The sequence below is a fragment of the Salipiger bermudensis genome, assembly GCF_017309175.1.
Classification (GTDB): domain Bacteria; phylum Pseudomonadota; class Alphaproteobacteria; order Rhodobacterales; family Rhodobacteraceae; genus Salipiger; species Salipiger bermudensis.
In genome coordinates, this window is sequence record NZ_JAEKJV010000014.1 from 109,430 (window position 1) to 135,520 (window position 26,091).

Below are 26,091 nucleotides of genomic sequence, written 5' to 3' on the forward strand. Positions count from 1 at the left end.
GGCGCAGTTCGCAGACTGACCCCCAGGCTTTCCGTTTTGGCAAACGGCCCTTCAGGCTGCGCTCGCACCTTGCCTAAGCGGCAAGCTCCATCCGATCCCATGCCGAAGCCCGGCGTCCGAGCTAGGCCCCGGGCACGCAGTCTCGGGGTGGGGCCGGGTGCAGGGCCAGCAATTCCGTGAGCCCGCAATTGCCGCGCACCAGATCGTCAAGCGTGACGAGGTCGAGCTCGTGGTAGAACGCCTCGAGCGCGCGCCGGATGTAGCTTCGCAGGCGGCAGGTGCCGACAAGCGGGCAACTGTTGGTGTCTGCGTCGAAGCACTCGGCGAAGGGAATCTCGGATTCGAACAGGCGGAACACCGCCCCGATCGACACCTGCGGCACCGCACGCGCCAGCCGGATGCCGCCGGCGCGGCCACGCTGCGCCTCGAGATAGCCTTCGGCATGCAGGCGCTGGACCACGTGGGCGGCGTGGTTGGTCGAGCAATTGCACAGGTCGGCGATTTCGGCCGTGCGGAGCCGCCGGTCGGGGTTCACCGCGCAGGCCATCAGGATCCGGGCCGCAAGGTTCGTACGGGTGGTGAGCCGCATGACGTCCTCCTTCGTCACGGTGCCTATCTTGTGATCAGAATGCCGAATTTCCTTGAGCCAGATCAAGTACGGCGGGCCCTGAGGGCGATAAATCCGCATCTCGAATACGGATTATACCCATGACCACCTCCGCCAGCCCGTCTTCCCGTCCTGCCACGTACAAGGCCGAAACGCTTGGCGTCCGGCTGGCGCTGCTGCCTGCGCTGGTCTGGCCGCTGCAGGCGGCGGTGGTGGCGTGGGTGCTGGGCGGTCTTCTGACCGATCCGGCGCAGGTTCCCGCGCTCGCGGCGGCGGGTGCATTTCTTGCCTTGGCCGCGCTGCGCGCCGTGCTCGACGGGGTGGCCCAGCGGGTGCTCTCGGAGGCCGCAGACGCCCGGATCGTCGCGCTGCGCGAGGAGATCTTGACACGTGAGGCGGGCGCTGCCGATGCCGCGCGCCTTGGCGGGGCCGGGGCTCTGGCGGCGCTGGCGGGAGAGAAGCTCGAGGCGCTGCGACCCTACCTGATGCGCTACCGCCCGGCGCGGCTGCGCTCCACCGTCATGCCGCTGGTGATCCTCGCCATTGCGCTCTGGCACAGCTGGGCCGTGGCGCTGATCCTGCTGCTGGCCGGCCCGCTGATCCCGGTCTTCATGGCGCTCGTCGGCTGGGCGGCGAAATCCGCGAGCGAGCGCCAGATGGTCGAGATCGGTGCGCTCAGCGACCTGCTTGTCGACCGGCTGGCGGCGCTCTCGGAGCTGCGCCTGATCGGTGCCGGGGGGCCACTGGTGGCGGGGTTCGCAGAGGCCTCCGACGGCCTGCGCCAGCGCAGCATGGCGGTGTTGCGCATCGCGTTCCTGTCGTCGACCGTGCTCGAGCTGTTCTCGGCGCTTGGCGTGGCGATGGTGGCGATCTGGGTCGGCTTCACGCTGTTGGGAGAGCTGGGCTGGGGCGGCTGGGGCGCCGGGCTGTCGCCCGCGTCGGGGATCTTCCTGCTGCTTCTGGCGCCGGACTTCTTCCAGCCGCTGCGCGACCTTGCTGCCGCCTGGCACGACAAGGCAGGCGCTGACGCGGTGCTGGCCGAGATCGACGCGTGGCGGGACGAAACGCGTCTTGCTCGGCTCGGTCGCGGAGCGGTGATGCCGTCGGCGAGGCCGCTGCCGGTGTTGCGGCTGAGCGGGCTGCGCCACCGCGGCATCGATTATCCCGAGCTCGAGGTCGCGCCCGGGGAGACTGTGGCGATCACGGGCCCGAGCGGGGTGGGCAAGTCCACTCTTCTGCGCCTGATGGCAGGGCTGGAGCGCCCCGACGAGGGCGCGATCACGCTCGATGGCGCACCGCTCGATGCGGCCAGTGCCGACGCATGGCGCGGGGGCATCGGCTGGATGCCGCAGGCGCCGCATTTCCTCGGGCGCAGCCTGCGCCACAATATCGGCTTCGGCGCGCCAGTGGCACCCGACGCGCTCGAGGCGGCGCAGCTCGGGTCAGTGCTGGAGACCTTGCCGCGCGGGCTTGGCACGGTGCTGGGCGAACGCGGCGCGGGGCTGTCCGGCGGCGAAGCGCGGCGGGTGACGTTGGCGCGCGCCTTGCAGGGCACGCCGGGGCTGATCCTCGCCGACGAACCGACCGCCGATCTCGATGCGCAGACGGCGGCCGCAATCACCGAAGCTTTGCTGGACTTCGCCAGAACCGGCGGCACGCTGGTCATCGCGACCCACGATCCGGCCCTCGCGGCGCGGCTGTCGCGCGAGGTGACGCTTGCTGCCGGCACTGGAGGCAGTGCATGAGGTCTTTCGCGCAAATTATTGTCATCATTTTGAAAAGTGAGAGGAGGTCCTTCCTTCTCGGCCTGCTTCTGACGGTCGCGGTTCTGGCAATGGGCGTCGGACTTCTGGGGCTGTCGGGCTGGTTCATCACCGCCTCGGCTGCCGCCGGGATGGCTGGGCTTGGCATCCTGTTCAACGTCTTCGCGCCGTCCGCCATGGTCCGCTTTCTGGCCCTCGGGCGCACCGCCTCGCGCTACGGCGAGCGGGTGTTGACCCACGATGCCACGCTGCGGGCGCTCTCGGATCTGCGCATCCGGTTGCTCGAGGGGCTACTCACCAGGCCGCATCGCGAGCTTGAGAAGCTGCGCGCCAACGCGTTTCTCAACCGCGTCACCGCAGACATCGATGCGCTCGACGGCGCGCTGTTGCGGCTGGTGCTGCCGGCGCTGGCGGGCTGGACGGTGATCGCGCTGTCCGGGCTGCTGCTCTGGTGGCTCGTACACCCCTCGGTGGCGCTGGTGGTTGGGCTGGGCTATCTGATCCTGCCGACGCTGGTGTTCCTGATCGGGCAGCGCATCGCGCGCAAGCCCTCTCGGCAGGTCGAGGCGGCGATGATGGCCTGCCGGACCCGGCTCATCGATCTGGTCGCGGGGCGCGACGACCTCACCATGTATGGCCGGCTCGAGGCGATGGCGGCGCATGTGCACGGCGCGATCTTGCGCCATTCTCATGCCACGCGGAGACTCGACCGGATCCAGCGGCGCACCGGCCTCGGGCTCGACCTGATCGGGGCGGCGCTGACCGCTGCAGCGCTCGGGCTTGGCGTGAGACTGGTGCAGACGGGCGAGATCAGCGCGGCGCAGGCGGCAATCGGGGTCTTTGCAGCGCTGGCGCTGGCCGAGACCGTGGCCCCGGTGCGCCGGGCGCTGGCCGAGATCGGCGGCATGGTTCAGGCCGCGCGGCGGGTGCTGCCCTCGGTCTCGGCGCAGGTGCCAGAGGGCGGCGCAGAGGGCGTGCCGGGCGCCGCGGTGCTCGAGATGAGAGGCGTCGGCTATCGCCGTGGCGGCTCGGGGGCTGCGCTGTTTGCGCCGGTCAAGCTGAGCGTCGCGCCGGGCGAGACGCTGGCGCTGGCAGGGCCGAGCGGCAGCGGCAAGAGCACGCTTCTGTTGCTGGCCGCCGGGGCGTTGGAGCCCTCAGATGGCGGCGTGTCATGGGGCGGGCGACCCGTCGGCGCGTGGTCGCAAGAGAGCCTTGGGCGCAGCATCGCACTGGTGCCGCAGCGCCATGCACTGATCGCGGGCAGCGTGGCCGAGAACCTGCGCCTTGCTGCGCCCGAGGCCAGTGACGAGACGCTTTGGCAGGCGCTGGAACAGGTCTGTCTTGCCGGGACCATCCGGGCACGTGGCGGGCTCGCGTTGCGGCTCGGATTCCGCGGCGCCGGGCTTTCGGGCGGCGAGGCGCGGCGGCTGGTTCTGGCTCGCGCGCTGCTGAGGCGCCCGCAGCTGCTGCTGCTCGATGAGCCGACCGAGGGGCTCGACGATGCCACCGCCCGCGCGGTGATGGCGGGGATCCGCGCCGCCTTGCCGGAGGCCGCGATCCTGATGGCGGCGCATCGCGCGGCGGAACTGTCCTGCGCGGACAGCTGTCTGCAGCTCACGCCTGCGACGGCCTGACGCGGCCGGGATCCCGGATCCGTGATGCGGAACTTGATCGGGATCAAATACGGATCTGAGATGCGGAATATAACGGCAGATAATTCGCATCGTGGATGCGGAATAACTGCCAAGGAGTCCAATTATGGAGATCGGGCTGGTCGAGCTGTCGCGCCTGCAATTCGCGCTGACAGCCATGTATCACTTTCTCTTCGTGCCGCTGACGCTGGGTCTGTCGATCCTCGTGGCAATCATGGAAACCGTCTACGTCATGACGAACCGCCCCATTTGGCGGCAGATGACGAAATTCTGGGGCACGCTGTTCGGGATCAACTTCGTTCTCGGCGTCGCCACCGGCATCACCATGGAATTCCAGTTCGGCATGAACTGGTCCTATTACTCGCACTATGTCGGCGACATTTTCGGTGCGCCGCTCGCCATCGAGGGGCTGATGGCCTTTTTCCTCGAGGCGACCTTCGTGGGCCTGTTCTTCTTCGGCTGGGACAAGCTCAGCAAGGTGGCCCATTGCATCGTGGCCTGGCTTGTGGCCATCGGCTCGAACTTCTCGGCGCTGTGGATCCTGATCGCCAATGGCTGGATGCAGAACCCGGTGGGGGCGGAGTTCAACCCCGATACCATGCGCATGGAGATGACCTCGTTCTTCGAGGTGCTGTTCAACGAGGTGGCGCAGGCCAAGTTCGTGCACACGGTTTCGGCCGGTTACGTCACCGCCTCGGTCTTCGTGCTGGGCGTCTCGGCGCTCTACCTCCTTCAGGACCGGCACAAGGATCTTGCCCGCCGCTCGATCGCGGTGGCCGCGTCCTTCGGTCTGGCCGCAGCGCTCTCGGTCGTGGTGCTGGGCGACGAGTCCGGCTACTCGGCCAGCCACACCCAGAAGATGAAGCTCGCCGCCATCGAGGCGATGTGGGAGACCCACGAGGCCCCCGCACCCTTCACCGCCATCGGCTTTCCCGACCAGGAGGCGCGCGAGACCCATTATGCCATCGAGACCCCCTGGGTCATGGGGCTGATCGGCACGCGCAGCCTGACCACCGAGATCCCCGGCATCAACGAGCTCGAGGCGCGCTCGGAAGAGATGATCCGCGAGGGGCTTATCGCCTATGACGCGCTGATGACCATCCGCGAGCAGCGCGACGCCACGCCGCCGGAGGTGCGCGAGACCTTCGAGGCGCATTCCGACACGCTGGGCTATGCCATGCTGCTCAAGCGCTATGTCGACGACCCGCGCGACGCCACCGAGGACCAGATCGCCATGGCGGCGGAGGATACCATTCCCGGCGTCGCGCCGCTGTTCTGGGCCTTCCGCCTGATGGTGGCGCTCGGCTTCAGCTTCATCGCGGTGATGGTGTTCTTCTTCATCCGGGCGTCGTTCTACCGGATGCGCTTTCCGCGCTGGTCGCTCTATGCCGCCGTCGCGATCATCCCGACGCCGTGGATCGCCGCCGAGCTGGGCTGGTTCGTGGCCGAGTTCGGACGCCAGCCCTGGACGGTCGACGGCGTTCTGCCGACGGCGCTCAGCGCCTCGCACCTGAGCATCGCCGATCTGCTGATCACGCTGGCGGGCTTCCTGATCTTCTACTCGGTGCTCTTCGTCATCGAGATGGGCCTGATGGTGAAATACATCCGCAAGGGCCCGTTCCAGGACGTGCCCGAGACCGAGGCCTGGCAGGCGCGCCACGAACACCGGCTGCGGACCCATGACGGGCAGGGCCCCTTTGCCAGCAATCCCGCGGAGTAAGCGACATGATCCTCTATGAACTGATCGATTTCGACACGCTGCGCGTGATCTGGTGGGCGCTTCTGGGCGTGCTGCTGATCGGCTTCGCGCTCACCGACGGGTTCGACATGGGCGTGGGCGCGCTCTTGCCCTTCGTCGCCCGCTCGGACGTCGAGCGCCGCGTGGCGATCAACACCGTGGGCCCGGTCTGGGAGGGCAACCAGGTCTGGTTCATTCTCGGCGGCGGCGCCATCTTCGCCGCCTGGCCGCCGCTCTACGCGGTGAGCTTCTCGGGCTTCTACCTCGCGATGTTCGTGGTGCTGGCCGCCTTCATCGTGCGCCCGGTGGCGTTCAAGTACCGCTCCAAGCGCGACAGCGCGACCTGGCGGACGTGCTGGGACTGGGCGCTCTTTGCCGGAGGCGCGGTGCCGGCACTGCTCTTCGGCGTGGCGGTGGGCAACGTCCTTCTGGGCGTGCCGTTCCACCTGACGCCGGACCTGATGCCGATGTATGACGGCAACTTCGCGATGAAGTTCCTCGGGCTCCTGCGCCCCTTCGCGCTGCTCTCGGGTGTGGTGTCGCTGTCGATGCTGCTGATGCATGGCGCGGCCTGGCTGACGCTCAAGACCGACGGCATGGTCGCGATCCGTGCCCGCGCCATTGGCACCGTGGCCGGCATGGTCGCGGCGGGCGCCTATGCGCTGGCGGGGCTGTGGCTTGCCTTCGGGGTCGATGGCTTCGCGTTCACGAGCGAGGTTGTCGCCAATGGCCCGTCCAATCCGCTCTATTCCGAGGTCGCGCGCGGCGGCAGCTGGCTTTCTGCCTATGCCGAACGCCCGTGGATTGCCATCGCGCCGCTGATGGGCTTTGTCGGCATCGCCATGGCGGTGCGGGGCCTGCGCGAAGGGTTCGAGGTCTCGACTTTGCTGTGGTCGAAGCTCGGAATCTTCGGGATCATCGCCTCGGTGGGGCTGACCATGTTCCCGTTCATCCTGCCCTCGACCGTCGATCCCGACAGCTCGCTCACCGTGTGGGATGCGTCGAGCTCGCACCGCACGCTCTTCATCATGCTGGTGGTCACCGCGATCTTCATGCCGCTGATCCTCGCCTACACCTCGTGGGTCTACAAGGTGCTCTGGGGCAAGGTCACCGAGGACGACGTCACCGCCAATTCGCACAGCGTCTACTGAGAAAGGGAGACACGACATGTGGTATTTCGCCTGGCTTCTGGGGCTTCCGCTGGCCGCGCTCTTCGCGGTGCTGAACGCCATGTGGCTCGAGCTGCGCTCGGACGCCTGCCTCGCCGAGGAAGGCGACTGCCCGATGGGCGAGCACGAGCACTGAGACATGCGGGGCATCGTCCCGCCCCGCATGAAGGCGGGATCCGGGCGCTGGTCGTCCGGGTCCCGCGACGAAACGCAGACGTCCTTCGGGAGGAAGGCGGCATCGCTGCGGTGACGATGGCCAGTTCCCGAGCTTGGACGGCGGTGCGGCGCTTGCCAACCGGCCGGTAAGATCACCCTCGTCACCTCGCGCTCTACGCATCTCTGGCGTCTCGCCCGGCTGCGGATCTCCGGGCCTGTCGCGGAGCGTTTCCCGACCCGGAGCGGGTTGTCATCCGCTCGGATTGCGCGATGCTGCGACCGAGGCCCCGGACGACAGGAGGACGCATGGCCGAGAGCTTGCCGGAACGGCCGCACATGGCCGACATCCTTGCCGCCGCGCAGCGCATCCGCGGGCAGGCGGACGCGACGCCTTTGCTGCCTTCCGCGCTGACGGAGCGGCTCGGGCATCCGTTGTGGCTGAAGCTCGAGACCTGCCAGCCGATGGGCGCTTTCAAGCTGCGCGGTGCGCTCAATGCGCTCGCGCAATTGCCTGATTCCACGCGGGGCGTGACCTGCTGTTCCACCGGCAACCACGGCCGGGCGGTGGCCTATGCCGCCCGCGCGCGTGGACTGCGCGCAGTGATCTGCATGTCGGAACTGGTGCCGGCCACCAAGGTCGAGGGCATCCGCGCGCTCGGCGCGGAGGTGCGGCTGATCGGTCGCAGCCAGGATGACGCGCAGCTCGAGGCGACGCGGCTGGTGCGCGAGGAGGGTTTCACCGACATCCCGCCCTTCGACGATCCGCAGGTCATCGCCGGGCAGGGCACCATCGGGCTCGAGATCCTGCAGGCGCTGCCCGATCTCGACACGCTGATCATCCCGCTCTCGGGCGGGGGGCTGGCCGCCGGGGTGGCGCTGGCGGCGCGGACCCTCAGCCCGGGGCTGCGGATCGTCGGCGTCTCGATGGAGCGCGGCGCGGCGATGCAGGCTTCGCTGGAGGCCGGGCGGCCAGTGCCGGTCGAGGAGGTCGAGAGCCTCGCGGACAGCCTTGGCGGTGGCATCGGGCTGGAGAACCGCCACAGTTTCGCGCTCTGCCGGGCGCTGCTCGACGAGGTGGTGCTTTTGAGCGAGGCGGAGATTTATCGCGCCATGCAGGCGCTCTACTTCGAGGATCGGCTGGTCGCGGAGGGCGGCGCGGCGGTGGGGGTCGGGGCGCTGCTGGCGGGGCGCATCGCCGCGCCGGGACGCACGGCGACGATCGTCACCGGACGCAATGTCGATATGGCTCAGTTCACGCAGGTGGTGACGGGCCAGGCGGTGACGCTTGGCGACGTGACCGTGCCGGGACAGGTCTGGCGCTGACCGGGCCTCGCAGGGCCCGGCGGCCCCGTGCAAAGCGGAACGCCGCCCCGAGAGGGCGGCGTTTCAGGTTTCGGTCACGCTGGGCGCGGGCTTCAGCCCTTGTCCTCGGGTGAGTCCTCGGGTGGGCGCGGCGCATCCGGATCGGGCTGGCCGACGCCCTTGAAGATGAACTTGAACGGCAGCGCCCAGAGAAAGCCGAGCACCACATAGACCAGCAGCTCGACAACGATGGAGGGGCGGTCGAGCGCGTTGACGATGCTGACCGCCGCCACGATGTAGAGCGGCAGCCAGACCACCAGAAGCAGCAGCGACAGGCGCTTGCGGGTCTTGTGGGAAAGCGCCATCAGTCCTCGAACGGGTCGGTGACGAGGATGGTGTCCTCGCGCTCGGGCGAGGTCGAGAGCATGGCGACCGGGCAGCCGATCAGTTCCTCGATGCGGCGCACGTACTTGATCGCCTGACCGGGCAGGTCGTTCCACGAGCGCGCGCCCTCGGTCGACTCGCTCCAGCCGTCCATCTCTTCGTAGATCGGCGTGCAGCGGGCCTGCTGGTCGGCGGCGATCGGCAGGTGATCGAGCACCTCGCCATCGAGCTCGTAGCCGGTGCAGATCTTGATCTTCTCGAACCCGTCGAGCACGTCGAGCTTGGTCAGCGAGATGCCGTTGACGCCCGAGGTGGCGCAGGTCTGGCGCACCAGGACCGCATCGAACCAGCCGCAGCGGCGCTTGCGCCCGGTGACGGTGCCGAACTCGTGGCCGCGGGTGCCGAGGCGGTTGCCGTCCTCGTCGTCAAGCTCGGTCGGGAAGGGGCCTTCGCCGACGCGGGTGGTGTAGGCCTTGACGATGCCGAGCACGAAGTCGATGGCGCCCGGGCCGATGCCGGTGCCGGTGGCCGCTTGCCCCGCGATCACGTTCGACGAGGTCACGAAGGGATAGGTGCCGAAATCGATGTCGAGCAGCGCGCCCTGGGCGCCCTCGAAGAGGATGCGCTTGCCGGAGCGGCGCTTCTCGTTGAGCACCTTCCACACCGGGCCGGCATATTGCAGCACCTCGGGGGCGATCTCGAGCAGCTTCTCGATCAGCGCCTCGCGGTCGACCGGCTCCATGCCGAGGCCCTTGCGCAGTGCGTCGTGATGGGTCAGCGCGCGATCGACGCGGCTTTCCAGCGTGGCGCGGTCGGCGAGGTCCGCCACCCGCACCGAGCGCCGGCCGACCTTGTCCTCGTAGGCCGGGCCGATGCCGCGGCCGGTGGTGCCGATCTTGGCGCCCTTGGCGGCGGCCTCTTCGCGGGCGCGGTCGAGCTCACCGTGGATCGGCAGGATCAGCGGCGTGTTCTCGGCGATCATCAGCGTCTCGGGGGTGATCTCGACACCCTGCTCGCGGATCGTCGCGATCTCTTTCACGAGGTGCCACGGATCGAGCACCACGCCATTGCCGATCACCGACATCTTACCGCCCCGCACCACGCCCGAAGGCAGCGCGTTGAGCTTGAAGACGGTGCCGTCGATCACCAGGGTATGGCCGGCGTTGTGGCCTCCCTGGAAACGGGCGATCACATCGGCCCGGCTCGACAGCCAGTCCACGATCTTGCCCTTGCCCTCGTCGCCCCACTGGGCGCCCACGACGACCACGTTTGCCATAGCTCACCTGTCCTTTTGGAGATCCAAAACGGGCTCCGTATAGCGAAGGGCGTGGGCGGGCGAAACCATCAAATTGGCGGTCCGCCCTGCGGTGCGGGCATGTTCGCCGCCCGGGCCCGCGCGCCTTGCGCTTGGGCAGATCGGCACGGTTGCCGGGCAGGTCCCTGCGCAAACATCATTTTTTGATCTAAAGCATTGCCTGCACTCGCCTCTCGGGTCGAGAAGGGCAGCAAGGCACCGCGCGACGTGCCGATTGCGAGAGGACAGGACCATGACCGGCACGGTGTTCGGACTGGGAGAAGTGGCGCAGGCCACCGTAGCGTTGGCGCTGGCCGGGGTGCTGGGGCTGCTCCTCGGCAAGCTCAACATCCGCGGCGTCGGGCTCGGCATCGGAGGGGTGCTGTTCGCGGGCATCGCGCTTGGCGACATCGCCTCTCGGACCGGGGTGCATTTCAACCCCGAGATGATGGAGTTCGTGCGCGAATTCGGCCTGATCCTCTTCGTCTTCACCATCGGCATCGAGGTCGGACCGGGCTTCTTCGCCTCGTTGCGCAAGTCGGGCCTTCAGCTCAACACGCTGGCGGCCTCGATCGTGCTGCTGGGCGTGGCGGTGACGGTGGCGCTGCATTACGCCTTCGACATTCCCGTGCCGGCGCTGGTGGGCATCATGTCGGGCGCGGTGACCAACACGCCGGGGCTGGGCGCTGCAACGCAGGCGCTGGCGGACATGGGGGCCGGGGCCGATGCGGTGGCCACGCCCTCGCTGGGCTACGCGGTGGCCTATCCGTTCGGCATCGTGGGCATCCTGCTGGCGATGCTGCTGGTGCGCTTCGCAGCCGGGGTCGACATCCCCGCCGAGGCCCGCGCCTACGATGCCCATCGCCGCAAGGGATCGGGCACGCTGCCCTCGCTCGACGTGGTGGTGCGCAACGAGAACCTCGACGGGCTGACGCTGGGCGAGGTGCCGGGGCTGTTCGATGCCGGCGTGGTGCCCTCGCGGATGCGCAAGAGCGGCGAGCTCGTGGTGCCGCAGCGCGACACGGTGCTGGCGGTGGGCAACATCCTCCACCTCGTGGGCCCCGCCGAGAAGCTGCAGGCGATGCGGCTGGTGCTCGGCGTCGAATCGGAGACCAGGCTTTCGACCCAGGGCACCGAGCTGTCCTGGGCGCGCATCCTCGTCACCGACAATGCCGCCTCGGGGCACCGGCTGCGCTCGCTGCGGCTCGAGGAAAGCTACGGCGTCTCGGTGTCGCGGATCATGCGGGCCGGTCTGGAGATCCCGGCGCAGGGCGACGGCACGCTCGAGTTCGGCGACATCGTGACCGTAGTCGGTCCGCGCGATATGATCCAGAAGGTGCGCGGCATCCTCGGCGACGAGAGCCGTCGGCTCGACCGAGTGGATTTCCCGGGCGTCTTCCTCGGCATCGTGCTGGGGGTGATCCTCGGCAGCATCCCGATCGCCGTACCGGGCCTGCCGGCGCCGCTGAAGCTCGGGCTTGCCGGGGGGCCGCTGGTGGTGGCGATCCTGCTCGGGCGGCTGGGCAGCTGGGGGCCGTTCACCTGGGTGATGCCGCCGGCCGCCAACCATGCCCTGCGCGAGTTCGGCATCATCCTGTTCCTCGCGGTCGTCGGGCTGAAGGCAGGTGACCGTTTCCTCGACACGCTGATCACAGGCGATGGCCTGTCCTGGGTGCTCTACGGCGCGACGATCACGCTGGTGCCGCTGATCGCGGTGGGCGTGATCGGGCGCTTCGTGCTGGGGCTCAACTACCTGTCGCTCTGCGGCGTGCTGGCGGGATCGATGACCGATCCGCCGGCGCTGGCCTTTGCCAATGCGCAGAACGAGTCGCCGGCGGCCTCGGTGGCCTATGCCACGGTCTACCCGCTGGTCATGGGGCTGCGGATCTTCGCGCCGCAGCTGCTGGTGCTGCTGCTGCTCTGAGCGCGGCGCCTGTCGCGCTGCCGGATCAGTTCCGCGCGCCCACCACGAGCGCAACGCCCGCGACCAGAAGCACCAGCCCGAGGATCTGGGCCGGGGCCACGGTGGTTCCGCGCAGCGTGTCGAAGCCCAGCCCCGCCACCACCTGCGAGGCAACCAGCGCCGAGATCGTCAGCGTGGCGCCCACCTGCGCATAGCCCGTCAGGCTCGCGAAGACGAAAAGCGTGCCAAGGAGCCCCGGCACCAGAAACAGCCACCAGCGCCCTCCCGCGAGCCGGGCAAAGGCCTCGGGCCCGTCGACCGCAAGCGCGGTGACGCTCAGCACCACGAGGCCCACTGCAGAGTTCAGCCACAGTGCCACCCAGATCGAGCCCGAGACCGTGCGCGCCTCGAGCATCAACGCGTTCTGCAGCACAAGCGCGGTGCCGGCGGTGGCCAGCAGCAGCAGCGTCACGAGCAGGGTCATTCCGGCACCTCCCGCGCGTCGAGCGCCAGCTGCATGAAGGTGAGGTCGAGCCAGCGGCCGAACTTGCAGCCGACTTGCGGCATCTCTGCGGTAACGGTGAAGCCCAGCCTGCGGTGCAGCGCGAGGGAGGCGGCGTTGCCGCTCTCGATGCCGGCCACCATGACGTGCTTGCTGGCCTCCCGGGCTCGTTCGATCAGGACCGTCATCAGCCCCCGGGCCACGCCGCGCCCGCGCGCCGAGGGATGGATGTAGACCGAATGCTCGACGGTGTGGCGGAAGCCCTCGAAGGGGCGCCAGTCGCCGAAGCTGGCATAGCCCAGCACGGCGCCATCGGCGTCGCGCGCCACCAGAACCGGGTAGCCCTGCGCCCGCCGCGCCTGCCACCAGTCAAGGCGATTGGCGAGATCGACCGGCGTCTCGTTCCAGATCGCCAGCGTGTGGTGCACGGCGTCGTTGTAGATCTCGAGAATGCCCGGCAGGTCCGCCTCTGAGGCGTCGTCGATTTGCGGGGCGGCGGAGGAAAGGCTTGGATCAGGAAGCATTTGTCTAATATATTAGACGCCATGAGCACAGGTCTAGCCCGAAAGATACAGGATGAGCGAAAGCGGCGCGATTGGTCGCTGACCGAGCTTGCGGAGCGGGCAGGCGTGTCGCGCGCGATGATCCATCGCATCGAGGCCGACGAGAGCAGCCCCACGGCGGCGGTGATCGGGCGGCTTGCGGGCGCCTTCGGCATGACCATGTCGGAGATGCTCGCCGAGCCGGTGACTGGCGGCTCGCGCCTGTCGCGGGCGCAGGACCGCGAGGTTTGGCAGGACCCCGAGACCGGCTATGTCCGCGAGGTTCTCACACCACGGGCCGAGCCCGGGCGGCGCAAGCTCGAGATCGTCAAGGTGACGCTTCCGGCCGGTGCGCGGGTAAGCTTTCCGCCGCAGAGCTTCGGCTTCCTGATGGAGAGCATCTGGGTGCAGTCGGGCGAGCTGACCTTCGAGGAGGGCAAGGAGGTGTGGCGGCTGGGCCCGGACGATTGCCTGACGCTGGGCGCGCCACGGCGGTGCAGCTTCGTCAACGAGAGCGACGCGCCCTGCAGCTACGCGGTGGTGGTTGCGCGGATCTGACCCGGCCCGCCGCCTGCGCGCGACGGACCGAGGCTGATATGCCTAGCGCACCACCAGCACGGTCTGCGGTGCGTGGCGCACGACGCGCGCCGCGTTGGGGCCGACGAGGTAGTCCTTCAGCGCCGGGCGGTGGGCGCCAACCACGATGACCTCGGCGTTCAGCTCCTGAGCCGCCTTGATGATCTCGTGATAGATCGTGCCCTGCGTGACCTTCAGCTTGCCAAGCAGGTATTCCGGGATCGCCTCCTTCGCCCACGCGGTGAGCTTGTCGCGGGCCTCGGTCTTGATGGCGTTGGCCTGCTCGGGCCCGAGAAAGGAGCCCACCATCGCCATCCCCGACCCGGGGATGACGTTGACCACGTGCAGCGTCGCGCCTTCTTCCCTGGCCATGCGCACCGCCGCCTCGGCCACGTGGCCGGATTCGGGCAGATCGTTGATGTCCACCGCCAGCAGGATTGTCTGGTACATTGCCTCTCCTCCTCAGAAGGCCGGTTGCGTGGCGCGCGGGCGCTGGATCATCACCACCCCCGCCAGCAGCAGCAGCGCCGGAATGAAGAACCATTCCTTCGCGATGCGCTCGTTCTCGACCTCGACCGCCGAGATCACCACCGGGTTGTCGCCGTAGTAGTCGTACTCGGTCCCGAGCTGGTCAAAGAGCGGCGTGCCGGGGAAGGGCTCGTCGAGCAGCAGGCGGCCATCCTCTTCCATCACCGTCAGGCCCTGGTCGGACAACGCCGTTTCGCCATCGCCCGCGACCGCCGGGATCACCACGGTGGTCGGGCGCATCTGGCCGGTGTCGAAATCGGGGCCCTCGATCATCACCCGGATGTCCGCGCCGTCGGGTTCTTCCGACATCAGCTCGATCGCGGCACCGCCGGAGGCCGAGACATAGGGCTCCTCGACCATGTCGAGGAAAAAGCCCGGCCGGAACAGCATGAAGGCGATGAAGAGCAACACCACGCTTTCCCAGATCCGCGACTTGGCGATGAAATAGCCCTGCGTCGCGGCGGCGAAGAGCAACATCGCCAGAAGCGATATGAAGAACACGAAGATTGCGTGACCGAAGCTCACGTCGATCAGCAACAGGTCGGTGTTGAAGATGAACAGGAACGGCAGCAGCGCGGTGCGGATGTCGTAGCCGAAGCCCTGAAGGCCGGTCTTGATCGGGTCCCCGCGCGAGATCGCCGCCGCCGCATAGGCGGCCAGGCCCACCGGTGGCGTGTCGTCGGCGAGAATGCCGAAATAGAACACGAACATGTGGACCGCGATCAGCGGCACCACGAGGCCGACCTGCGCGCCGACGCTGATGATCACCGGCGCCATCAGCGACGAGACCACGATGTAGTTCGCGGTGGTCGGAAGCCCCATGCCGAGGATCAGCGAGAGCACCGCCACGAGGATCAGCAGGACCATCAGATTGCCGCCCGAGATCACCTCGATCACCGTGCCGATCACCTGGTGTGCGCCGGTCAGCGAGATGGTGCCCACGATGATGCCGGCGGCGCCCGTGGCGACGCCGATGCCGATCATGTTGCGCGCGCCGAGGATCAGGCCCTGCACGAAATCGGCCCAGCCCGCGCGCGCCTCGGAGCCCACGTCATGGCCGCGGAAGGCTGCCTTAATCGGGCGGTGGGTGAGCGCGATGATGATCATGAAGAAGGTGGCCCAGAAGGCCGAGAGCGCCGGCGACAGCCGATCGAGCGTGTCGGTGCGCACCATCAGGTTCCAGACCAGGATGAAGATCGGGATGGCGAAGTAGAGCCCGCCGATCAGCGTCGGCGTCAGCCGCGGCGCGGTCGGCGGCGCGTCGGTGTCCTTGTCTTCCTTGATCTCGGGGAAACTGGCCGAGATCTTCAGCAGCACGAGGTAGAGCACCGCCACCAGCGCCACGGCGGCATAAATCGAGTTGCCCATGATCGGCTCGAGCAGGGTGCGCAGTCCGATCATCAGGAAGGTCAGCACGCCGAGCAGGATGAAGCCCGACAGGAACAGGATCATGATCATCAGCACGCCGATGCGCCGGCCCGGTTTGTCGAGCCCCTTGAGACCCATCTTCAGGCTCTCGAGATGCACGATGTAGAGCAACGCGATGTAGGAGATCACCGCCGGCAGGAAGGCGTGCTTGACCACGTCGATATACGGAATGTTGACGTATTCGACCATCAGGAAGGCGGCCGCGCCCATCACCGGCGGGGTCAGCTGGCCGTTGGTCGACGAGGCGACCTCGACCGCGCCGGCCTTCTCGGCCGGGAAGCCGATGCGCTTCATCAGCGGGATGGTGAAGGTCCCGGTGGTCACGGTGTTGGCGATCGACGAGCCAGAAATCATGCCGGTCATCATCGAGGACAGGACCGAGGCCTTGGCCGGGCCGCCGCGCAGAGCGCCAAGCAGCGCGATGGCGACCTGGATGAACCAGTTGCCGCCGCCGGCGCGGTCGAGCAGGGCGCCGAACAGCACGAAGAGGAAGATCATCGCGGTCGAGACGCCGAGCGCCACGCCGAACACGCCTTCGGTCTGCATCCAGTAATGCCCGAGCGCCTTGCTCAGTGACGATCCGCCATAATTGGTGATGTTGCGTGCCCATTCCGAGTAGCCGCCGAAGAAGGCGAAGGCCACGAAGATGCAGGCAATGATCACCAGCGGCAGGCCGAGCGAACGGTAGACCGCGATCATCAGGCAGATCATGCCGATGGCCGACATGGTGATGTCGGTGGTGCTCCAGAGGCCGGGGCGGCTGGCGATCTCGAAGCGAAAGACAACGAGGTAGAGACAGGCCGACACGCCGAGCACCAGCAGCGCCCAGTCATAGGCGGGTATGCGGTCGCGCGGGGCGGACTTGGTCAGCGGGAAGGCCATGGTGGCGAGCGCCAGCGCGAAGGCGAGGTGCACGAAGCGGGCCTGCGCCACGATGTTGGCAAAAATGCTCAGGCCGGTGGCCTGCGCCAGCATGCCGGGGATGCGCGAGGCGATGTAGAGCTGGAACAGCGACCAGGCGATGCAGGTGCCGATGATGAGCGTGCCCTGCCAGTTGACCGGGTTGCGCGCGCCGGTATCGGCCTCCGCCACCATGTCGTCGGCAGTGCGTTCCGTTGACGGCTGATCGACCATCGCCTGTCCCCCTGTTGAAAGGATATGTTGTTTTATGAGAGGCGGTTGCGCTGTTTTCTTCGCGCAACTTCAGAGCTTTTCGCGGGCGCCCGAAAGAGGGCGCCCGCAGGGAAGGATCCCCTTATTCCATCAGGCCCAGTTCCTGATAGGCCTTTTCCGCACCGGGGTGCAGCGGTGCCGACAGGCCGTCCTGGACCATCTGCGCCGGGTCGAGGTTTGCGAAGGCCGGGTGCAGTTGCTGGAAGTCCGAGATGTTTTCCATCACCGCCTTGGAGACCACGTAGACCACGTCTTCCGGCACCTCGGAGGAGGTCACGAAGGTCGCGCCCACGCCGAAGGTGGTGGTGTCCTCGTCATTGCCCGCATACATGCCGCCGGGGATGGTGGCGACGCGGTAATAGGGGTTGTCGGCCACGAGCGTGTCGATCGGCTCGCCGACCACGTCCACGAGCTTCACGTCGCAGGTGGTGGTGGCTTCCTGGATCGCCGCCGCGGGGTGACCCACGGTGTAGATCATCGCGTCGATGTTGCCGTCGCAGAGCTGCTGGGCCATCTCGGAGCCCTTGTACTCGGTGGCGAGCGCGAGGTCGTCCATGGAGATGCCGAAGGCGTCCATGACCACTTCCATGGTGGCGCGCTGGCCGGAGCCCGGGTTGCCCACGTTCACACGCTTGCCGGCGATGTCCTCGAACTTCTCGACGCCGGCATCGGCGCGGGCGAGCAGGGTGAAGGGCTCGGGGTGGACCGAGAACACCGCGCGCAGTTCGGGGAACGGATTGTCGGAGAACTGCGAGCTGCCGTTATAGGCGTGGTACTGCCAGTCGGACTGGGCCACGCCGAACTCGAGCTCGCCGGCCTTGATGGTGTTGATGTTGTACACCGAACCGCCGGTCGACTCGACTGCGCAGCGGATGCCGTGCTCCTTGCGGTCGCGGTTCACCAGACGGCAGATCGCACCACCGGTCGGGTAGTACACGCCGGTCACGCCGCCGGTGCCGATGGAGATGAACTGCTGGTCCTGCGCGCTGGCAGCCGCGCCCATGACGAGCGCGCCGGTGACAACGGCGCCGAAGAGGGTGGTTTTCATCAGATCGTTCTCCCTGTGATCTTGATTGAAATTGTGCTGATGATAGTGCCCAGATCTGCGCGCGGATGCAAACAGGGCAAGATTGCCGATGGCTTACCACGCGTCATGCATGAGGATGATCAGCTATGTCGCATATTTTCCCGCGTCACACGAAATCCCTGCCGCCGATGGTCTCGCATGGCGAGGGTGCCTACCTCTATGACTGTGATGGCAAGGCCTATCTCGACGGATCCGGCGGGGCGGCGGTGTCCTGTCTCGGGCACAGCGATTCGAAGGTGGTCGCCGCGATGCAGGCACAGCTCGGGCAAGTGGCCTTTGCGCATACCGGTTTTTTCACCTCCGAGCCGGCGGAGCGCCTCGCAGATAGGCTGATTTCTCTGGCACCGGAAGGGCTTGACCGGGTCTACGTGGTTGCTGGCGGCTCCGAGGCGATGGAATCGGCGCTCAAGCTTGCGCGGCAATACCATCTCGAGAAGGGTGAGCCGCAGCGCCGCCACATCATCGCACGGCGGCAGAGCTATCACGGAAACACCCTCGGCGCGCTGGCGACCGGCGGCAACATCTGGCGCCGCGAGCCCTTCGCGCCGCTGTTGATCGACGTGCACCACGTCTCGCCCTGCTACGCCTATCGCGGCAAGCACCCGGGCGAGACCGAAGAGCAATACGGCGAACGGCTGGCGCTCGAGATCGAGGAGAAGATCGCCGAGCTGGGCGCCGAGAACGTCATGGCCTTCGTGGCCGAGCCGGTGGTCGGCGCGACGGCGGGGGCGGTGCCCTCGGTGCCCGGTTATTTCAGGCGCATCCGCGAGATCTGCGACGCGAACGGCATCCTTCTGATCCTAGACGAAGTCATGTGCGGCATGGGCCGGACGGGAACGCTGTTTGCCTGTGAGCAGGACGGCGTGGCGCCCGATATCTGCGCCATCGCCAAGGGCTTGGGGGCGGGCTATGCGCCGATCGGGGCGATGCTGTGCTCGGCCGAGATCTATGCCGCGATCGAGAACGGCTCGGGCTTCTTCCAGCACGGCCACACCTATCTTGGCCACCCGACCTCCTGCGCCGGGGCCAATGCGGTGCTCGACAGGCTGGTCGATGACAAGCTGGTCGAGCGGGTGGCGCCCGTGGGCGCGATGCTGCGCGGCGCGCTCGAAGAGCGCTTTGGCCAGCACGCCAATGTCGGCGACATCCGCGGCCGGGGTCTGTTCCTCGGCATCGAGCTGGTGGCCGACCGCGACACCAAGGCGCCGCTCGACCCGTCGAGGGGCGTGGCCGGAAAGCTCAAGAAGGCAGCCTTTGCCGAGGGGCTGATCTGCTACCCGATGAGCGGCACCATCGACGGCGCCAATGGCGATCACATCCTTCTCGCGCCGCCCTTCATCCTCAGCGACGATCAGGTGGGCGAGCTGGTCGACAAGCTCGACGCCGCGATGAAGACGGTTCTGGGCTGACAGGCGACCTCGCCGGCCCCGCCTGAGACGGGCAGGGCGCGCTCGCGCTCTGCCGGGGCCGCCTCAGTTCAGATCTTCGAGCAGGCGGCCGTGCTTGCGGGTCTCCTCGAGCACGTCGCCGAAGGTCGTCATGCCGCGGGCCTGCAGCATTGGCAGCATCATCACCAGCACTTGTGCGGTGGCGTGGGCGTCGCCAAGCGCGGTGTGGCGCAGCTGGGCCGGGATCTCGACACCCAGCCGGTCACAGAGCGCGTCGAGCGTGTGGGTCTGGCTGGCCCCGAACAGCACCGCCGAGAGCAGCACCGTGTCGAGGATCGGGTGATCCCACTCGACCCCCATGCGATTGCGGTGGCGACGGAGGAAAGCCATGTCGAAGGGCGCGTTATGCGCCACGATCACCGAACCCTTGGCGAAACGGTGAAAGCGCCGCCCGGCCTCGGCGATGTCGGGCTGGCCGCGCACCATGGCGTCGCTCAGCTGATGCACCTTGGTCGAGCTGGGCGGGATTGGGATGCCGGGATCGACAAGTTGATCCATCACCTCGCCGGGCACGATGCGCCCGTTCAGCACCCGTACCGCACCGATCTGGACCACCTCGTCCTTGTGCGGCAGGAGCCCCGTGGTTTCGGTGTCGAACACGGTATAGCTGAGCGCCGCGAGCGGCGTCTCCTCGACCGCCTCGGGGGCGTCATGGGTGAGCAGGTCGAAATCATAGACCAGCGGGCGCTCGGCCTCGGGGGCCATGTGGGTCTGGGCGCCGTCGATCACCATCATGTAGCCGCCGCCCTCCATCGGCTTGAGCCGTGCCGAGTAGCTCTGGGCCCCGTCGACGCCCTCGGCCACGAAGCTGACCTCGTGGCCGGTCTTGTGCAGCTGCTTCACCGCCGCGTTGAGCCCCTTGGCCTCGAAGAAATCGGTGAGCGGCGCGTTGAGGCGCGGCACGTGCAGCTGCGCCAGCACCTCCGCTGCCTGACCGTCATAGAGGACGATCTGGCCCCGCGGGTTCACCAGGATCATCGCCACCGGGATCTCGGTCAGAAGCGCGGTGAGGCGCTCCTTCTCATGCGCCAGCCGTTCGGTCTCGAGCGCGATCTTCTGCGCGGTGTCCATGGTGCTGTCGGTGAGCCGCTCCGAGACCGCGTGGGCGGCATGGGCGAGATCGCCGAGATAGCGGGCGGAGGCAAGATCGACCTCGCGGACGACGCCGGCATGGGCGCGCACCCGCATCTCGGCGGCGAGCTTCTCGATCGGCTTGGCGACGTTTTCGTCGAACAGCAGCCAGATCGCGGCGGTCAGCGCGAGCAGGGCCAGCGCCGACAGGATGCCGGCAAAGACGAAGCCGTTGGCCGGGGTGGTGTCGAGCGCGCGGGCGTAGCCGAACCACAGCGCGCCGCCCACCGCCACGCTGCCGCCGAGCCCCAGCAGCACGAAGAACAGGAAGATCCGCAGCCGCAGGCTCAGGGTGGTGATCATGCGGTGCCCTCCGGTGCGGTGCAGACCGCTTCGACAATGGGATCGTCTGCACCGGCCTCGCGCCAGACCGGCTCGCCGCCATCGCCGCCCGCGGGATCGGCGCGGCGGTGGTTGACGCAATCCACCATCATCTCGACCGACTGCACCGGCTGCCAGCGGGCGAAGAAGTAGAGATCGGCGATATACAGCCCCTCGGTCTCGCTATTGGCACGGCGGGTGCCGTGATCGACGGCGATGAAGCGGTCGACCATCGGCGCCGCATAGGTCCAGGGCCGGTAGAAGGCGCGGGCCTCGTGCACCGAGGCCACGGTGAAGCCCTCGGGCAGCGCCTCGGCGGTGCGCCCGTACCAGCCATATTCGCTCGAGATCGTGGTGGCGATCATCGCGACGCCCGCGGCCACCGGCGCCAGCCAGCGCGGCAGGCGGCCGCCGAAGACCTTGTTGAGCAGCATGATGGCCCCGGCACCGGCAAAGCCGGCGACGAAGACCGCGATCAGTTCCAGAAACATCTGTCCTCCTCCCAGAGAGCGGGCCCTAGCCCAGCATGCCGCGCCCGTGCCCGAGGGCCGATTGCAGCGACTTTATCACCACGAAGGCATCCCGCAGATGACTTCGCTCAAAATCCGACAGGTCGGCGGGGGCGAGGTAATTGTCCGGCGCCTCGCCGCGCTTCACCTGTGCCGCCTGATGCTCGAGGCGGGTCTCGGCGATCAGGTCGTAGGCGTCGAGCAGATCCTGCCCGCCCGAGCCCGAGAGCTTGCCCGCCGCTACCGCCGCCTCGAGCCGGGCGCGGGTGTTGACCTCTGCAAGTTGGCCCTGCAGCGCGTAGACCCGCGCCAGATCGACCACCGGCACCACGCCGTTATGCTTGAGATCGACCGTGTTCTTGTGCTCGCCCGAGCGGATCGTGGCAAAGCCGCGCAGCAGGCCCAGAGGCGGTGTATGCTTGAGCGAGTTCGAGATCATGTGCGCCACGAAGATCGAGTTCTTCGCCGCCGCCGCCAGCGTCTCGGTCTGCAGTTCCTCGTAGAGCGCTTTGGTGCCGCCGATGGGGCGCAGGTCGAACATCACCGAGGCCAGCATCTGCGCCTTGGGGTCGGGCTTCTTGATCCAGTTGGTGAAATACTGCCGCCAGGTGCCGATGCGCTGACACCATTGCGGGTTGGTCGCCATCATGTCGCCGGGGCAATAGTAATAGCCCGCCACGTCGAGCCCGTCGCTGACGAATTTCGCCAGCTCGGCGAAGTAGCGCATGTCGTCCTCGGTGGCGGCGTTGTCGAGGAACAGGCAGTTGTCCTGATCCGAGATGCCGGTCTGCTCCTGCCGCCCCTGCGAGCCGCAGGCCAGCCACAGATAGGGCACCGGGGCGGCGCCAAGCGTCTCTTCCCCAAGCGCCAGCAACCGGCGGGTGGCGGTGTCGGCGATGTCGGTGATCAGCCGCGTCACCACCTCGTGTCGGTTGCCGCTGGCCACGAGCTGCGCCAGCAGCTGCGGGATGCGCGCGGTGATCTCGGCCATGCGGGCGGGGTTCTCGGCACGGGCGATCTCGGCCACCAGCTCGGCGGAGCTGACCGCTTGGAAGCGCGTGAGGTCAGTCTGGGTGACCATGCCCACGAGCCTTCCGCCCTCGCTCACCGGCACGTGGCCGACATTGCGCTCCATCATCATGTGCAGCACGTCCGAGCCGATGGCCGAAGGCGGCAGGGTCATGGGATCGGCGGTCATCACCTGGGCCAGCGGCGTGTCGAAGGGCAGGCCGGCGCCCACCACCTTGCCCGAGACGTCGCGGATGGTGAGGATGCCGAGCAGCCGCTCGCCCTCGGTCACGCAGACCGAGGAGACATGGCGCTCGGCCATCGCCTTGGCGGCCTGCTGCACCGTGGCAGAGGGGGGCAGGGTGAGTGGTTTAGGCGCCATCAGCGTCTCGACCCGGCTGTGGGCGAGGTCGGTCTTGCGCGGCTTGGCCCCGCGCGAGCGGTCGAAGAAGCGCTTCGAGGCGGGGTGCTCGCGCACCAGCTCGTTGAAGGCATAGACCGGAAGCATGAAGAGCAGCGTCTCCTCGACCGTGCGGGCCGAGGTGGCGGCGATACCGTCGCGCGCCAGCCCGCGCTCGCCGAAGGAGTTGCGCGGCCCGAGCAGCGAGACAACGACGTCGTTCTCGTCGCGGATCTCCACTTGGCCGGAATGGATCAGGTAGAGCCCCTCGAGCGGGTGGCCATAGGCATAGATCGGCTCGCCCGCCGGAAGGCGGCGCTGCACGAATTGCGGCACGAGGCTTTCCAGCGCATCGGCCTCGAGCGCGTCATACGGGTGGACGCCGCTGAGGAAGCGGAGCAGCTCTTCGGGTGCGATCGGCATGGCGGCTCTCCCGGTCAGGCGGAACGGTGGAAACGAAAATCCCGCCCCGGAGTAACGCGGGACGGGATGAAAGGGTAGGGGAAAGGCCGCCTCGCGGCCTGACCCGTGGAGCTTAGTGGTCCTGGGCTGCGCCCGCGCCACGCGGCACGCGCACGCTTTCCACCAGCTCGCTGATCTCCTGCGGGATCGGTGCGGTCATCTTCGACACGGTGAAGGCCACCGCGAAGTTGATCATCGCGCCCACCGCGCCGAACGAGGTCGACTTGATGGTGCCGAGCAGCGGATCCGCATCGGTGAAGGAGTTGGTGCCCGAGATGAAGAACCAGCCCTTGTGCAGGAAGATGTAGACCAGGGTCACGATGAGGCCTGCCAGCATGCCGGCCACGGCGCCCTTGTTGTTCACCTTGGTAAAGATGCCCATCATCAGGACCGGGAAGATCGACGCCGCCGCGAGGCCGAAGGCCAGAGCCACGGTCTGCGCCGCGAAGCCCGGCGGGTTGAGGCCCAGATAGGTCGCCACCGCGATGGCCACGGCCATTGCGACACGTGCCGACATCAGTTCGCCCTTTTCCGAGATGTTCGGATTGAACTGGCCCTTGATGAGGTCGTGGCTGACCGCCGAGGAAATGGCGAGCAGAAGACCGGCAGCGGTGGAGAGCGCGGCGGCAAGGCCACCGGCGGCCACCAGGCCGATCACCCAGCCCGGAAGGTTGGCGATCTCGGGGTTGGCAAGCACGAGGATGTCACGGTTGAAGTTGGTCAGCTCGTTGCCTTCCCAGCCTTCTGCCGCGGCACGCTCGGCCATCGCGTCGGAGGCATCGTTGTAGTACTGGATGCGGCCGTCGCCGTTCTTGTCTTCCCAGCCCAGAAGGCCGGTCTGCTGCCAGGTCTGCATCCAGTCATAGGTTGCATCGCTTTCGATCTGCTCGAGCGACACGGCCTGACCCTCGACACCTTCCGGCCAGAACTGCTGGGTGATGTTGAGGCGCGCCATGGCACCCACCGCCGGGGCGGTCAGGTAGAGCAGGGCGATGAAGACCAGCGCCCAGCCGGCGGACCAGCGTGCGTCGGCCACCTTCGGCACGGTGAAGAAGCGCATGATGACGTGCGGCAGACCGGCGGTGCCGATCATCAGCGACAGGGTGAAGAGCACCATGTTGAAGGTGTCACCATTGTGCGCGGTATACTCGGCAAAGCCGAGATCGGTCACGATGCCGTCGAGGGTCGCCAGCAGCGGCTCGCCCGAGGAGGTGTCGCCGAACAGGCCGAGGGCCGGGATCGGGTTGCCGGTGAGCTGCAGCGAGATGAAGATCGCCGGGATGGTGTAGGCGAGGATCAGCACGCAGTACTGCGCCACCTGGGTGTAGGTCACGCCCTTCATGCCGCCGAACACCGCGTAGGCGAAGACGATCACGGCACCGATCAGCAGGCCGGTGGTGCTGTCGACCTCGAGGAAGCGGCCGAAAGCAACGCCCACGCCGGTCATCTGGCCGATCACGTAGGTGGTCGAGGCGATGATCAGGCAGATCACGGCCACCAGGCGCGCGGTCGGGCTGTAGAAGCGGTCGCCGATGAACTCCGACACGGTGAACTTGCCGAACTTGCGCAGGTAGGGCGCAAGCAGCAGTGCCAGCAGCACGTAGCCGCCGGTCCAGCCCATCAGGAAGGACGAGTTGTCATAGCCGACGAAGGCGATGAGGCCCGCCATCGAGATGAACGAGGCTGCCGACATCCAGTCGGCGGCGGTCGCCATGCCGTTGGTGACCGGGTGCACGCCGCGGCCGGCGGCGTAGAATTCCGACGTGGAACCCGCGCGGGCCCAGATCGCGATGCCGATGTAGAGCGCAAAGGACGCGCCCACGAACAGCAGGTTGATGGTAAACTGATCCATGAGCCTTACTCCTCGTCCACGCCGTGCTCTTTATCGAGCTTGTTCATCCGGAAGGCGTAGAAGAAGATCAGCGCCAGGAAGACCAGGATGCTGCCCTGCTGGGCAAACCAGAAGCCCAGGTCGGTGCCGCCCACCGTGATGCCCGAGAGCATCGGGCGCAGCAGGATGCCGAAGCCGAACGAGCAGATCGCCCAGATGATGAGGCTTACGATGATGATGCGCAGGTTGGCCTTCCAATAGGCCTCGCCGCTCGATGTATGATCCGCCATGAGCGGGTCCCTCCTCTCCTTGATATCTTGTGGCCGCCCCCGTCCCGAGGCGCGGCCCTGCGGCGGCCCTCAGCGGGCCGTCGCGTCCTCCACGATCGCGCCGAGATCGGCGGCGATCTTGTCGATGGCACCCATCGCGTCGACACGCGTGAGTGCGCCTTTCTCCTCGTAATAGCCGATCAGCGGCGCGGTCTGGGCGTGATACGCCTCGAGCCGGCTGGCCACGGTCTCGGCCTTGTCGTCGGCGCGCCGCTTCATCTCGGTGCCGCCGCACTTGTCGCAGACACCGGCCGAGGCGGGCTGCTTGAAGCTGTCGTGATAGCCCTCGCCGCAATTGCCGCAGGTGTAGCGGCCCGAGATCCGGGTCACCATCGCGGCGTCGTCCACCTCGAGGCTGATCGCGGCGTCGATCTGCTGGTTGCTCTCAGCGAGCAGCCGGTCGAGCGCCTCGGCCTGGACCGTGGTGCGCGGGAAGCCGTCAAGGATCACGCCCTTGGCGCAATCGGGCTCGGCGAGCCGGTCGCGCAGGATGGCGATGACGATCTCGTCCGAGACCAGCCCCCCGGCCTCCATGACGGCCTTGGCCTGCTTGCCGGCCTCGGTGCCCTGCGCCACCGCGGCGCGCAGCAGGTCACCGGTCGAGAGCTGCACGAGGCCGAACGTATCCTCGAGCATGCGCGCCTGCGTGCCTTTCCCGGCCCCCGGAGGGCCGAGAAGGATGAGCACGGGGGCGGCGGTGATGGTTTGTCCGTCCATCTCAGATCACCCCTTGTTTGCGCGGTTTTCGATGAGGTCGTCGACGACGGAGGGGTCGGCGAGTGTGGAGGTGTCGCCGAGGGCGCCGTAGTCGTTCTCGGCGATCTTGCGCAGGATGCGGCGCATGATCT

Annotated in this window: 23 protein-coding genes; 9 read left to right on the top strand and 14 right to left on the bottom strand. The window is 67.6% G+C overall.

Translation table 11 applies throughout. The features are described 5' to 3' along the window. Window positions 1-121 precede the first annotated feature (121 nt). Complete coding sequence (locus JF542_RS17905; protein ID WP_040544915.1) at window positions 122-589, bottom strand: RrF2 family transcriptional regulator; 468 nt, start codon at window positions 587-589, stop codon at window positions 122-124. A gap of 119 nt (window positions 590-708) precedes the next feature. On the opposite strand from JF542_RS17905, the gene cydD reads away from it, so the two are divergent. From cydD to eutB, 6 genes are all read left to right on the top strand, one after another. Next, complete coding sequence (gene cydD / locus JF542_RS17910; RefSeq protein WP_207076834.1) at window positions 709-2,352, top strand: thiol reductant ABC exporter subunit CydD; 1,644 nt, start codon at window positions 709-711, stop codon at window positions 2,350-2,352. Between the two features lie 89 nt (window positions 2,353-2,441). Next, the gene (locus JF542_RS17915; protein WP_207076835.1) at window positions 2,442-4,004 is read left to right on the top strand and encodes an amino acid ABC transporter ATP-binding/permease protein; all 1,563 of its coding nucleotides are present in this window, start codon (window positions 2,442-2,444) and stop codon (window positions 4,002-4,004) included. A gap of 124 nt (window positions 4,005-4,128) precedes the next feature. Next, window positions 4,129-5,742 (top strand): cytochrome ubiquinol oxidase subunit I, encoded by a 1,614-nt coding sequence (locus JF542_RS17920; protein WP_207076836.1) that lies wholly within the window; start codon window positions 4,129-4,131, stop codon window positions 5,740-5,742. 5 nt (window positions 5,743-5,747) lie between these two features. Further along, a complete protein-coding gene (gene cydB / locus JF542_RS17925; protein ID WP_007801156.1) occupies window positions 5,748-6,911 on the top strand; it encodes a cytochrome d ubiquinol oxidase subunit II in 1,164 nt (387 codons plus the stop codon). Window positions 6,912-6,927: 16 nt separating this feature from the next. Then, window positions 6,928-7,065 (top strand): cytochrome bd-I oxidase subunit CydX, encoded by a 138-nt coding sequence (gene cydX / locus JF542_RS17930; protein WP_007801155.1) that lies wholly within the window; start codon window positions 6,928-6,930, stop codon window positions 7,063-7,065. A gap of 326 nt (window positions 7,066-7,391) precedes the next feature. Continuing rightward, a complete protein-coding gene (eutB, locus tag JF542_RS17935; RefSeq protein WP_207076837.1) occupies window positions 7,392-8,408 on the top strand; it encodes a hydroxyectoine utilization dehydratase EutB in 1,017 nt (338 codons plus the stop codon). A 92-nt stretch (window positions 8,409-8,500) separates the two neighbouring features. Here eutB and JF542_RS17940 read toward each other — a convergent pair whose 3' ends face one another. Further along, on the bottom strand, window positions 8,501-8,752 hold the full coding sequence (locus JF542_RS17940) for a DUF2842 domain-containing protein (protein WP_207076838.1): 252 nt from the start codon (window positions 8,750-8,752) through the stop codon (window positions 8,501-8,503). After that, a complete protein-coding gene (locus JF542_RS17945) occupies window positions 8,752-10,047 on the bottom strand; it encodes an adenylosuccinate synthase (protein ID WP_207076839.1) in 1,296 nt (431 codons plus the stop codon). Before JF542_RS17945 ends, JF542_RS17940 begins: the two co-directional genes overlap by 1 nt. Before the next feature lie 271 nt (window positions 10,048-10,318). Here JF542_RS17945 and JF542_RS17950 point away from each other — a divergent pair, with 271 nt between their 5' ends. Next, window positions 10,319-11,989, top strand: coding sequence for a putative transporter (locus tag JF542_RS17950; protein WP_207076840.1), 1,671 nt, complete (start codon window positions 10,319-10,321; stop codon window positions 11,987-11,989). 25 nt (window positions 11,990-12,014) lie between these two features. Here JF542_RS17950 and JF542_RS17955 read toward each other — a convergent pair whose 3' ends face one another. After that, complete coding sequence (locus JF542_RS17955) at window positions 12,015-12,452, bottom strand: DMT family transporter (RefSeq protein ID WP_207076841.1); 438 nt, start codon at window positions 12,450-12,452, stop codon at window positions 12,015-12,017. Beyond that, window positions 12,449-12,994, bottom strand: coding sequence for a GNAT family N-acetyltransferase (locus tag JF542_RS17960; protein ID WP_207076842.1), 546 nt, complete (start codon window positions 12,992-12,994; stop codon window positions 12,449-12,451). The genes JF542_RS17955 and JF542_RS17960 overlap by 4 nt, the downstream gene beginning before the upstream one ends. Before the next feature lie 21 nt (window positions 12,995-13,015). Between JF542_RS17960 and JF542_RS17965 the strand changes: the two genes are divergently transcribed. Continuing rightward, window positions 13,016-13,570 carry a helix-turn-helix domain-containing protein gene (locus tag JF542_RS17965; RefSeq protein ID WP_050768423.1) on the top strand — a complete coding sequence of 185 codons (555 nt, stop codon included), beginning with the start codon at window positions 13,016-13,018 and terminating at the stop codon, window positions 13,568-13,570. A 42-nt stretch (window positions 13,571-13,612) separates the two neighbouring features. Here the strand turns inward: JF542_RS17965 and JF542_RS17970 are convergent, their stop codons facing one another. The 3 genes from JF542_RS17970 to JF542_RS17980 all read right to left on the bottom strand — a co-directional run bounded on the left by JF542_RS17970 (window position 13,613) and on the right by JF542_RS17980 (window position 17,765). Next, window positions 13,613-14,038, bottom strand: coding sequence for a universal stress protein (locus tag JF542_RS17970; RefSeq protein WP_207076843.1), 426 nt, complete (start codon window positions 14,036-14,038; stop codon window positions 13,613-13,615). A 12-nt stretch (window positions 14,039-14,050) separates the two neighbouring features. Next, window positions 14,051-16,678, bottom strand: coding sequence for a TRAP transporter permease (locus tag JF542_RS17975; RefSeq protein WP_207076844.1), 2,628 nt, complete (start codon window positions 16,676-16,678; stop codon window positions 14,051-14,053). A gap of 121 nt (window positions 16,679-16,799) precedes the next feature. After that, entirely contained in the window at window positions 16,800-17,765 is a 966-nt protein-coding gene (locus JF542_RS17980) for a TAXI family TRAP transporter solute-binding subunit (RefSeq protein WP_007801138.1), read from the bottom strand. 125 nt (window positions 17,766-17,890) lie between these two features. Here JF542_RS17980 and JF542_RS17985 point away from each other — a divergent pair, with 125 nt between their 5' ends. Beyond that, complete coding sequence (locus JF542_RS17985; RefSeq protein WP_207076845.1) at window positions 17,891-19,213, top strand: aspartate aminotransferase family protein; 1,323 nt, start codon at window positions 17,891-17,893, stop codon at window positions 19,211-19,213. Between the two features lie 63 nt (window positions 19,214-19,276). On the opposite strand, the gene JF542_RS17990 is transcribed toward JF542_RS17985, so the two are convergent. The 6 genes from JF542_RS17990 to JF542_RS18015 form a co-directional block, all read right to left on the bottom strand. After that, complete coding sequence (locus JF542_RS17990; protein ID WP_207076846.1) at window positions 19,277-20,686, bottom strand: 3'-5' exonuclease; 1,410 nt, start codon at window positions 20,684-20,686, stop codon at window positions 19,277-19,279. Next, window positions 20,683-21,195: a hypothetical protein gene (locus tag JF542_RS17995; RefSeq protein ID WP_207076847.1), complete on the bottom strand. Its 513-nt coding sequence runs from the start codon at window positions 21,193-21,195 to the stop codon at window positions 20,683-20,685. Before JF542_RS17995 ends, JF542_RS17990 begins: the two co-directional genes overlap by 4 nt. Window positions 21,196-21,220: 25 nt before the next feature. Beyond that, window positions 21,221-23,044: a putative nucleotidyltransferase substrate binding domain-containing protein gene (locus JF542_RS18000; protein WP_207076848.1), complete on the bottom strand. Its 1,824-nt coding sequence runs from the start codon at window positions 23,042-23,044 to the stop codon at window positions 21,221-21,223. A 112-nt stretch (window positions 23,045-23,156) separates the two neighbouring features. Continuing rightward, window positions 23,157-24,935 (bottom strand): sodium:solute symporter family protein, encoded by a 1,779-nt coding sequence (locus JF542_RS18005; protein ID WP_007801132.1) that lies wholly within the window; start codon window positions 24,933-24,935, stop codon window positions 23,157-23,159. A gap of 5 nt (window positions 24,936-24,940) precedes the next feature. Continuing rightward, complete coding sequence (locus JF542_RS18010) at window positions 24,941-25,204, bottom strand: DUF4212 domain-containing protein (protein WP_007801131.1); 264 nt, start codon at window positions 25,202-25,204, stop codon at window positions 24,941-24,943. A gap of 69 nt (window positions 25,205-25,273) precedes the next feature. Next, window positions 25,274-25,960 (bottom strand): adenylate kinase, encoded by a 687-nt coding sequence (locus JF542_RS18015; protein WP_207076849.1) that lies wholly within the window; start codon window positions 25,958-25,960, stop codon window positions 25,274-25,276. Window positions 25,961-26,091 lie beyond the last annotated feature (131 nt).

Coding starts and splice junctions, on each gene's coding strand:
- JF542_RS17905 (WP_040544915.1), bottom strand. CDS start 589: ATGCGGCTCACCACCCGTACGAACCTTGCGGCCCGGATCCTGATGGCC.
- cydD (WP_207076834.1), top strand. CDS start 709: ATGACCACCTCCGCCAGCCCGTCTTCCCGTCCTGCCACGTACAAGGCC.
- JF542_RS17915 (WP_207076835.1), top strand. CDS start 2,442: ATGGGCGTCGGACTTCTGGGGCTGTCGGGCTGGTTCATCACCGCCTCG.
- JF542_RS17920 (WP_207076836.1), top strand. CDS start 4,129: ATGGAGATCGGGCTGGTCGAGCTGTCGCGCCTGCAATTCGCGCTGACA.
- cydB (WP_007801156.1), top strand. CDS start 5,748: ATGATCCTCTATGAACTGATCGATTTCGACACGCTGCGCGTGATCTGG.
- cydX (WP_007801155.1), top strand. CDS start 6,928: ATGTGGTATTTCGCCTGGCTTCTGGGGCTTCCGCTGGCCGCGCTCTTC.
- eutB (WP_207076837.1), top strand. CDS start 7,392: ATGGCCGAGAGCTTGCCGGAACGGCCGCACATGGCCGACATCCTTGCC.
- JF542_RS17940 (WP_207076838.1), bottom strand. CDS start 8,752: ATGGCGCTTTCCCACAAGACCCGCAAGCGCCTGTCGCTGCTGCTTCTG.
- JF542_RS17945 (WP_207076839.1), bottom strand. CDS start 10,047: ATGGCAAACGTGGTCGTCGTGGGCGCCCAGTGGGGCGACGAGGGCAAG.
- JF542_RS17950 (WP_207076840.1), top strand. CDS start 10,319: ATGACCGGCACGGTGTTCGGACTGGGAGAAGTGGCGCAGGCCACCGTA.
- JF542_RS17955 (WP_207076841.1), bottom strand. CDS start 12,452: ATGACCCTGCTCGTGACGCTGCTGCTGCTGGCCACCGCCGGCACCGCG.
- JF542_RS17960 (WP_207076842.1), bottom strand. CDS start 12,994: ATGCTTCCTGATCCAAGCCTTTCCTCCGCCGCCCCGCAAATCGACGAC.
- JF542_RS17965 (WP_050768423.1), top strand. CDS start 13,016: ATGAGCACAGGTCTAGCCCGAAAGATACAGGATGAGCGAAAGCGGCGC.
- JF542_RS17970 (WP_207076843.1), bottom strand. CDS start 14,038: ATGTACCAGACAATCCTGCTGGCGGTGGACATCAACGATCTGCCCGAA.
- JF542_RS17975 (WP_207076844.1), bottom strand. CDS start 16,678: ATGGTCGATCAGCCGTCAACGGAACGCACTGCCGACGACATGGTGGCG.
- JF542_RS17980 (WP_007801138.1), bottom strand. CDS start 17,765: ATGAAAACCACCCTCTTCGGCGCCGTTGTCACCGGCGCGCTCGTCATG.
- JF542_RS17985 (WP_207076845.1), top strand. CDS start 17,891: ATGTCGCATATTTTCCCGCGTCACACGAAATCCCTGCCGCCGATGGTC.
- JF542_RS17990 (WP_207076846.1), bottom strand. CDS start 20,686: ATGATCACCACCCTGAGCCTGCGGCTGCGGATCTTCCTGTTCTTCGTG.
- JF542_RS17995 (WP_207076847.1), bottom strand. CDS start 21,195: ATGTTTCTGGAACTGATCGCGGTCTTCGTCGCCGGCTTTGCCGGTGCC.
- JF542_RS18000 (WP_207076848.1), bottom strand. CDS start 23,044: ATGCCGATCGCACCCGAAGAGCTGCTCCGCTTCCTCAGCGGCGTCCAC.
- JF542_RS18005 (WP_007801132.1), bottom strand. CDS start 24,935: ATGGATCAGTTTACCATCAACCTGCTGTTCGTGGGCGCGTCCTTTGCG.
- JF542_RS18010 (WP_007801131.1), bottom strand. CDS start 25,204: ATGGCGGATCATACATCGAGCGGCGAGGCCTATTGGAAGGCCAACCTG.
- JF542_RS18015 (WP_207076849.1), bottom strand. CDS start 25,960: ATGGACGGACAAACCATCACCGCCGCCCCCGTGCTCATCCTTCTCGGC.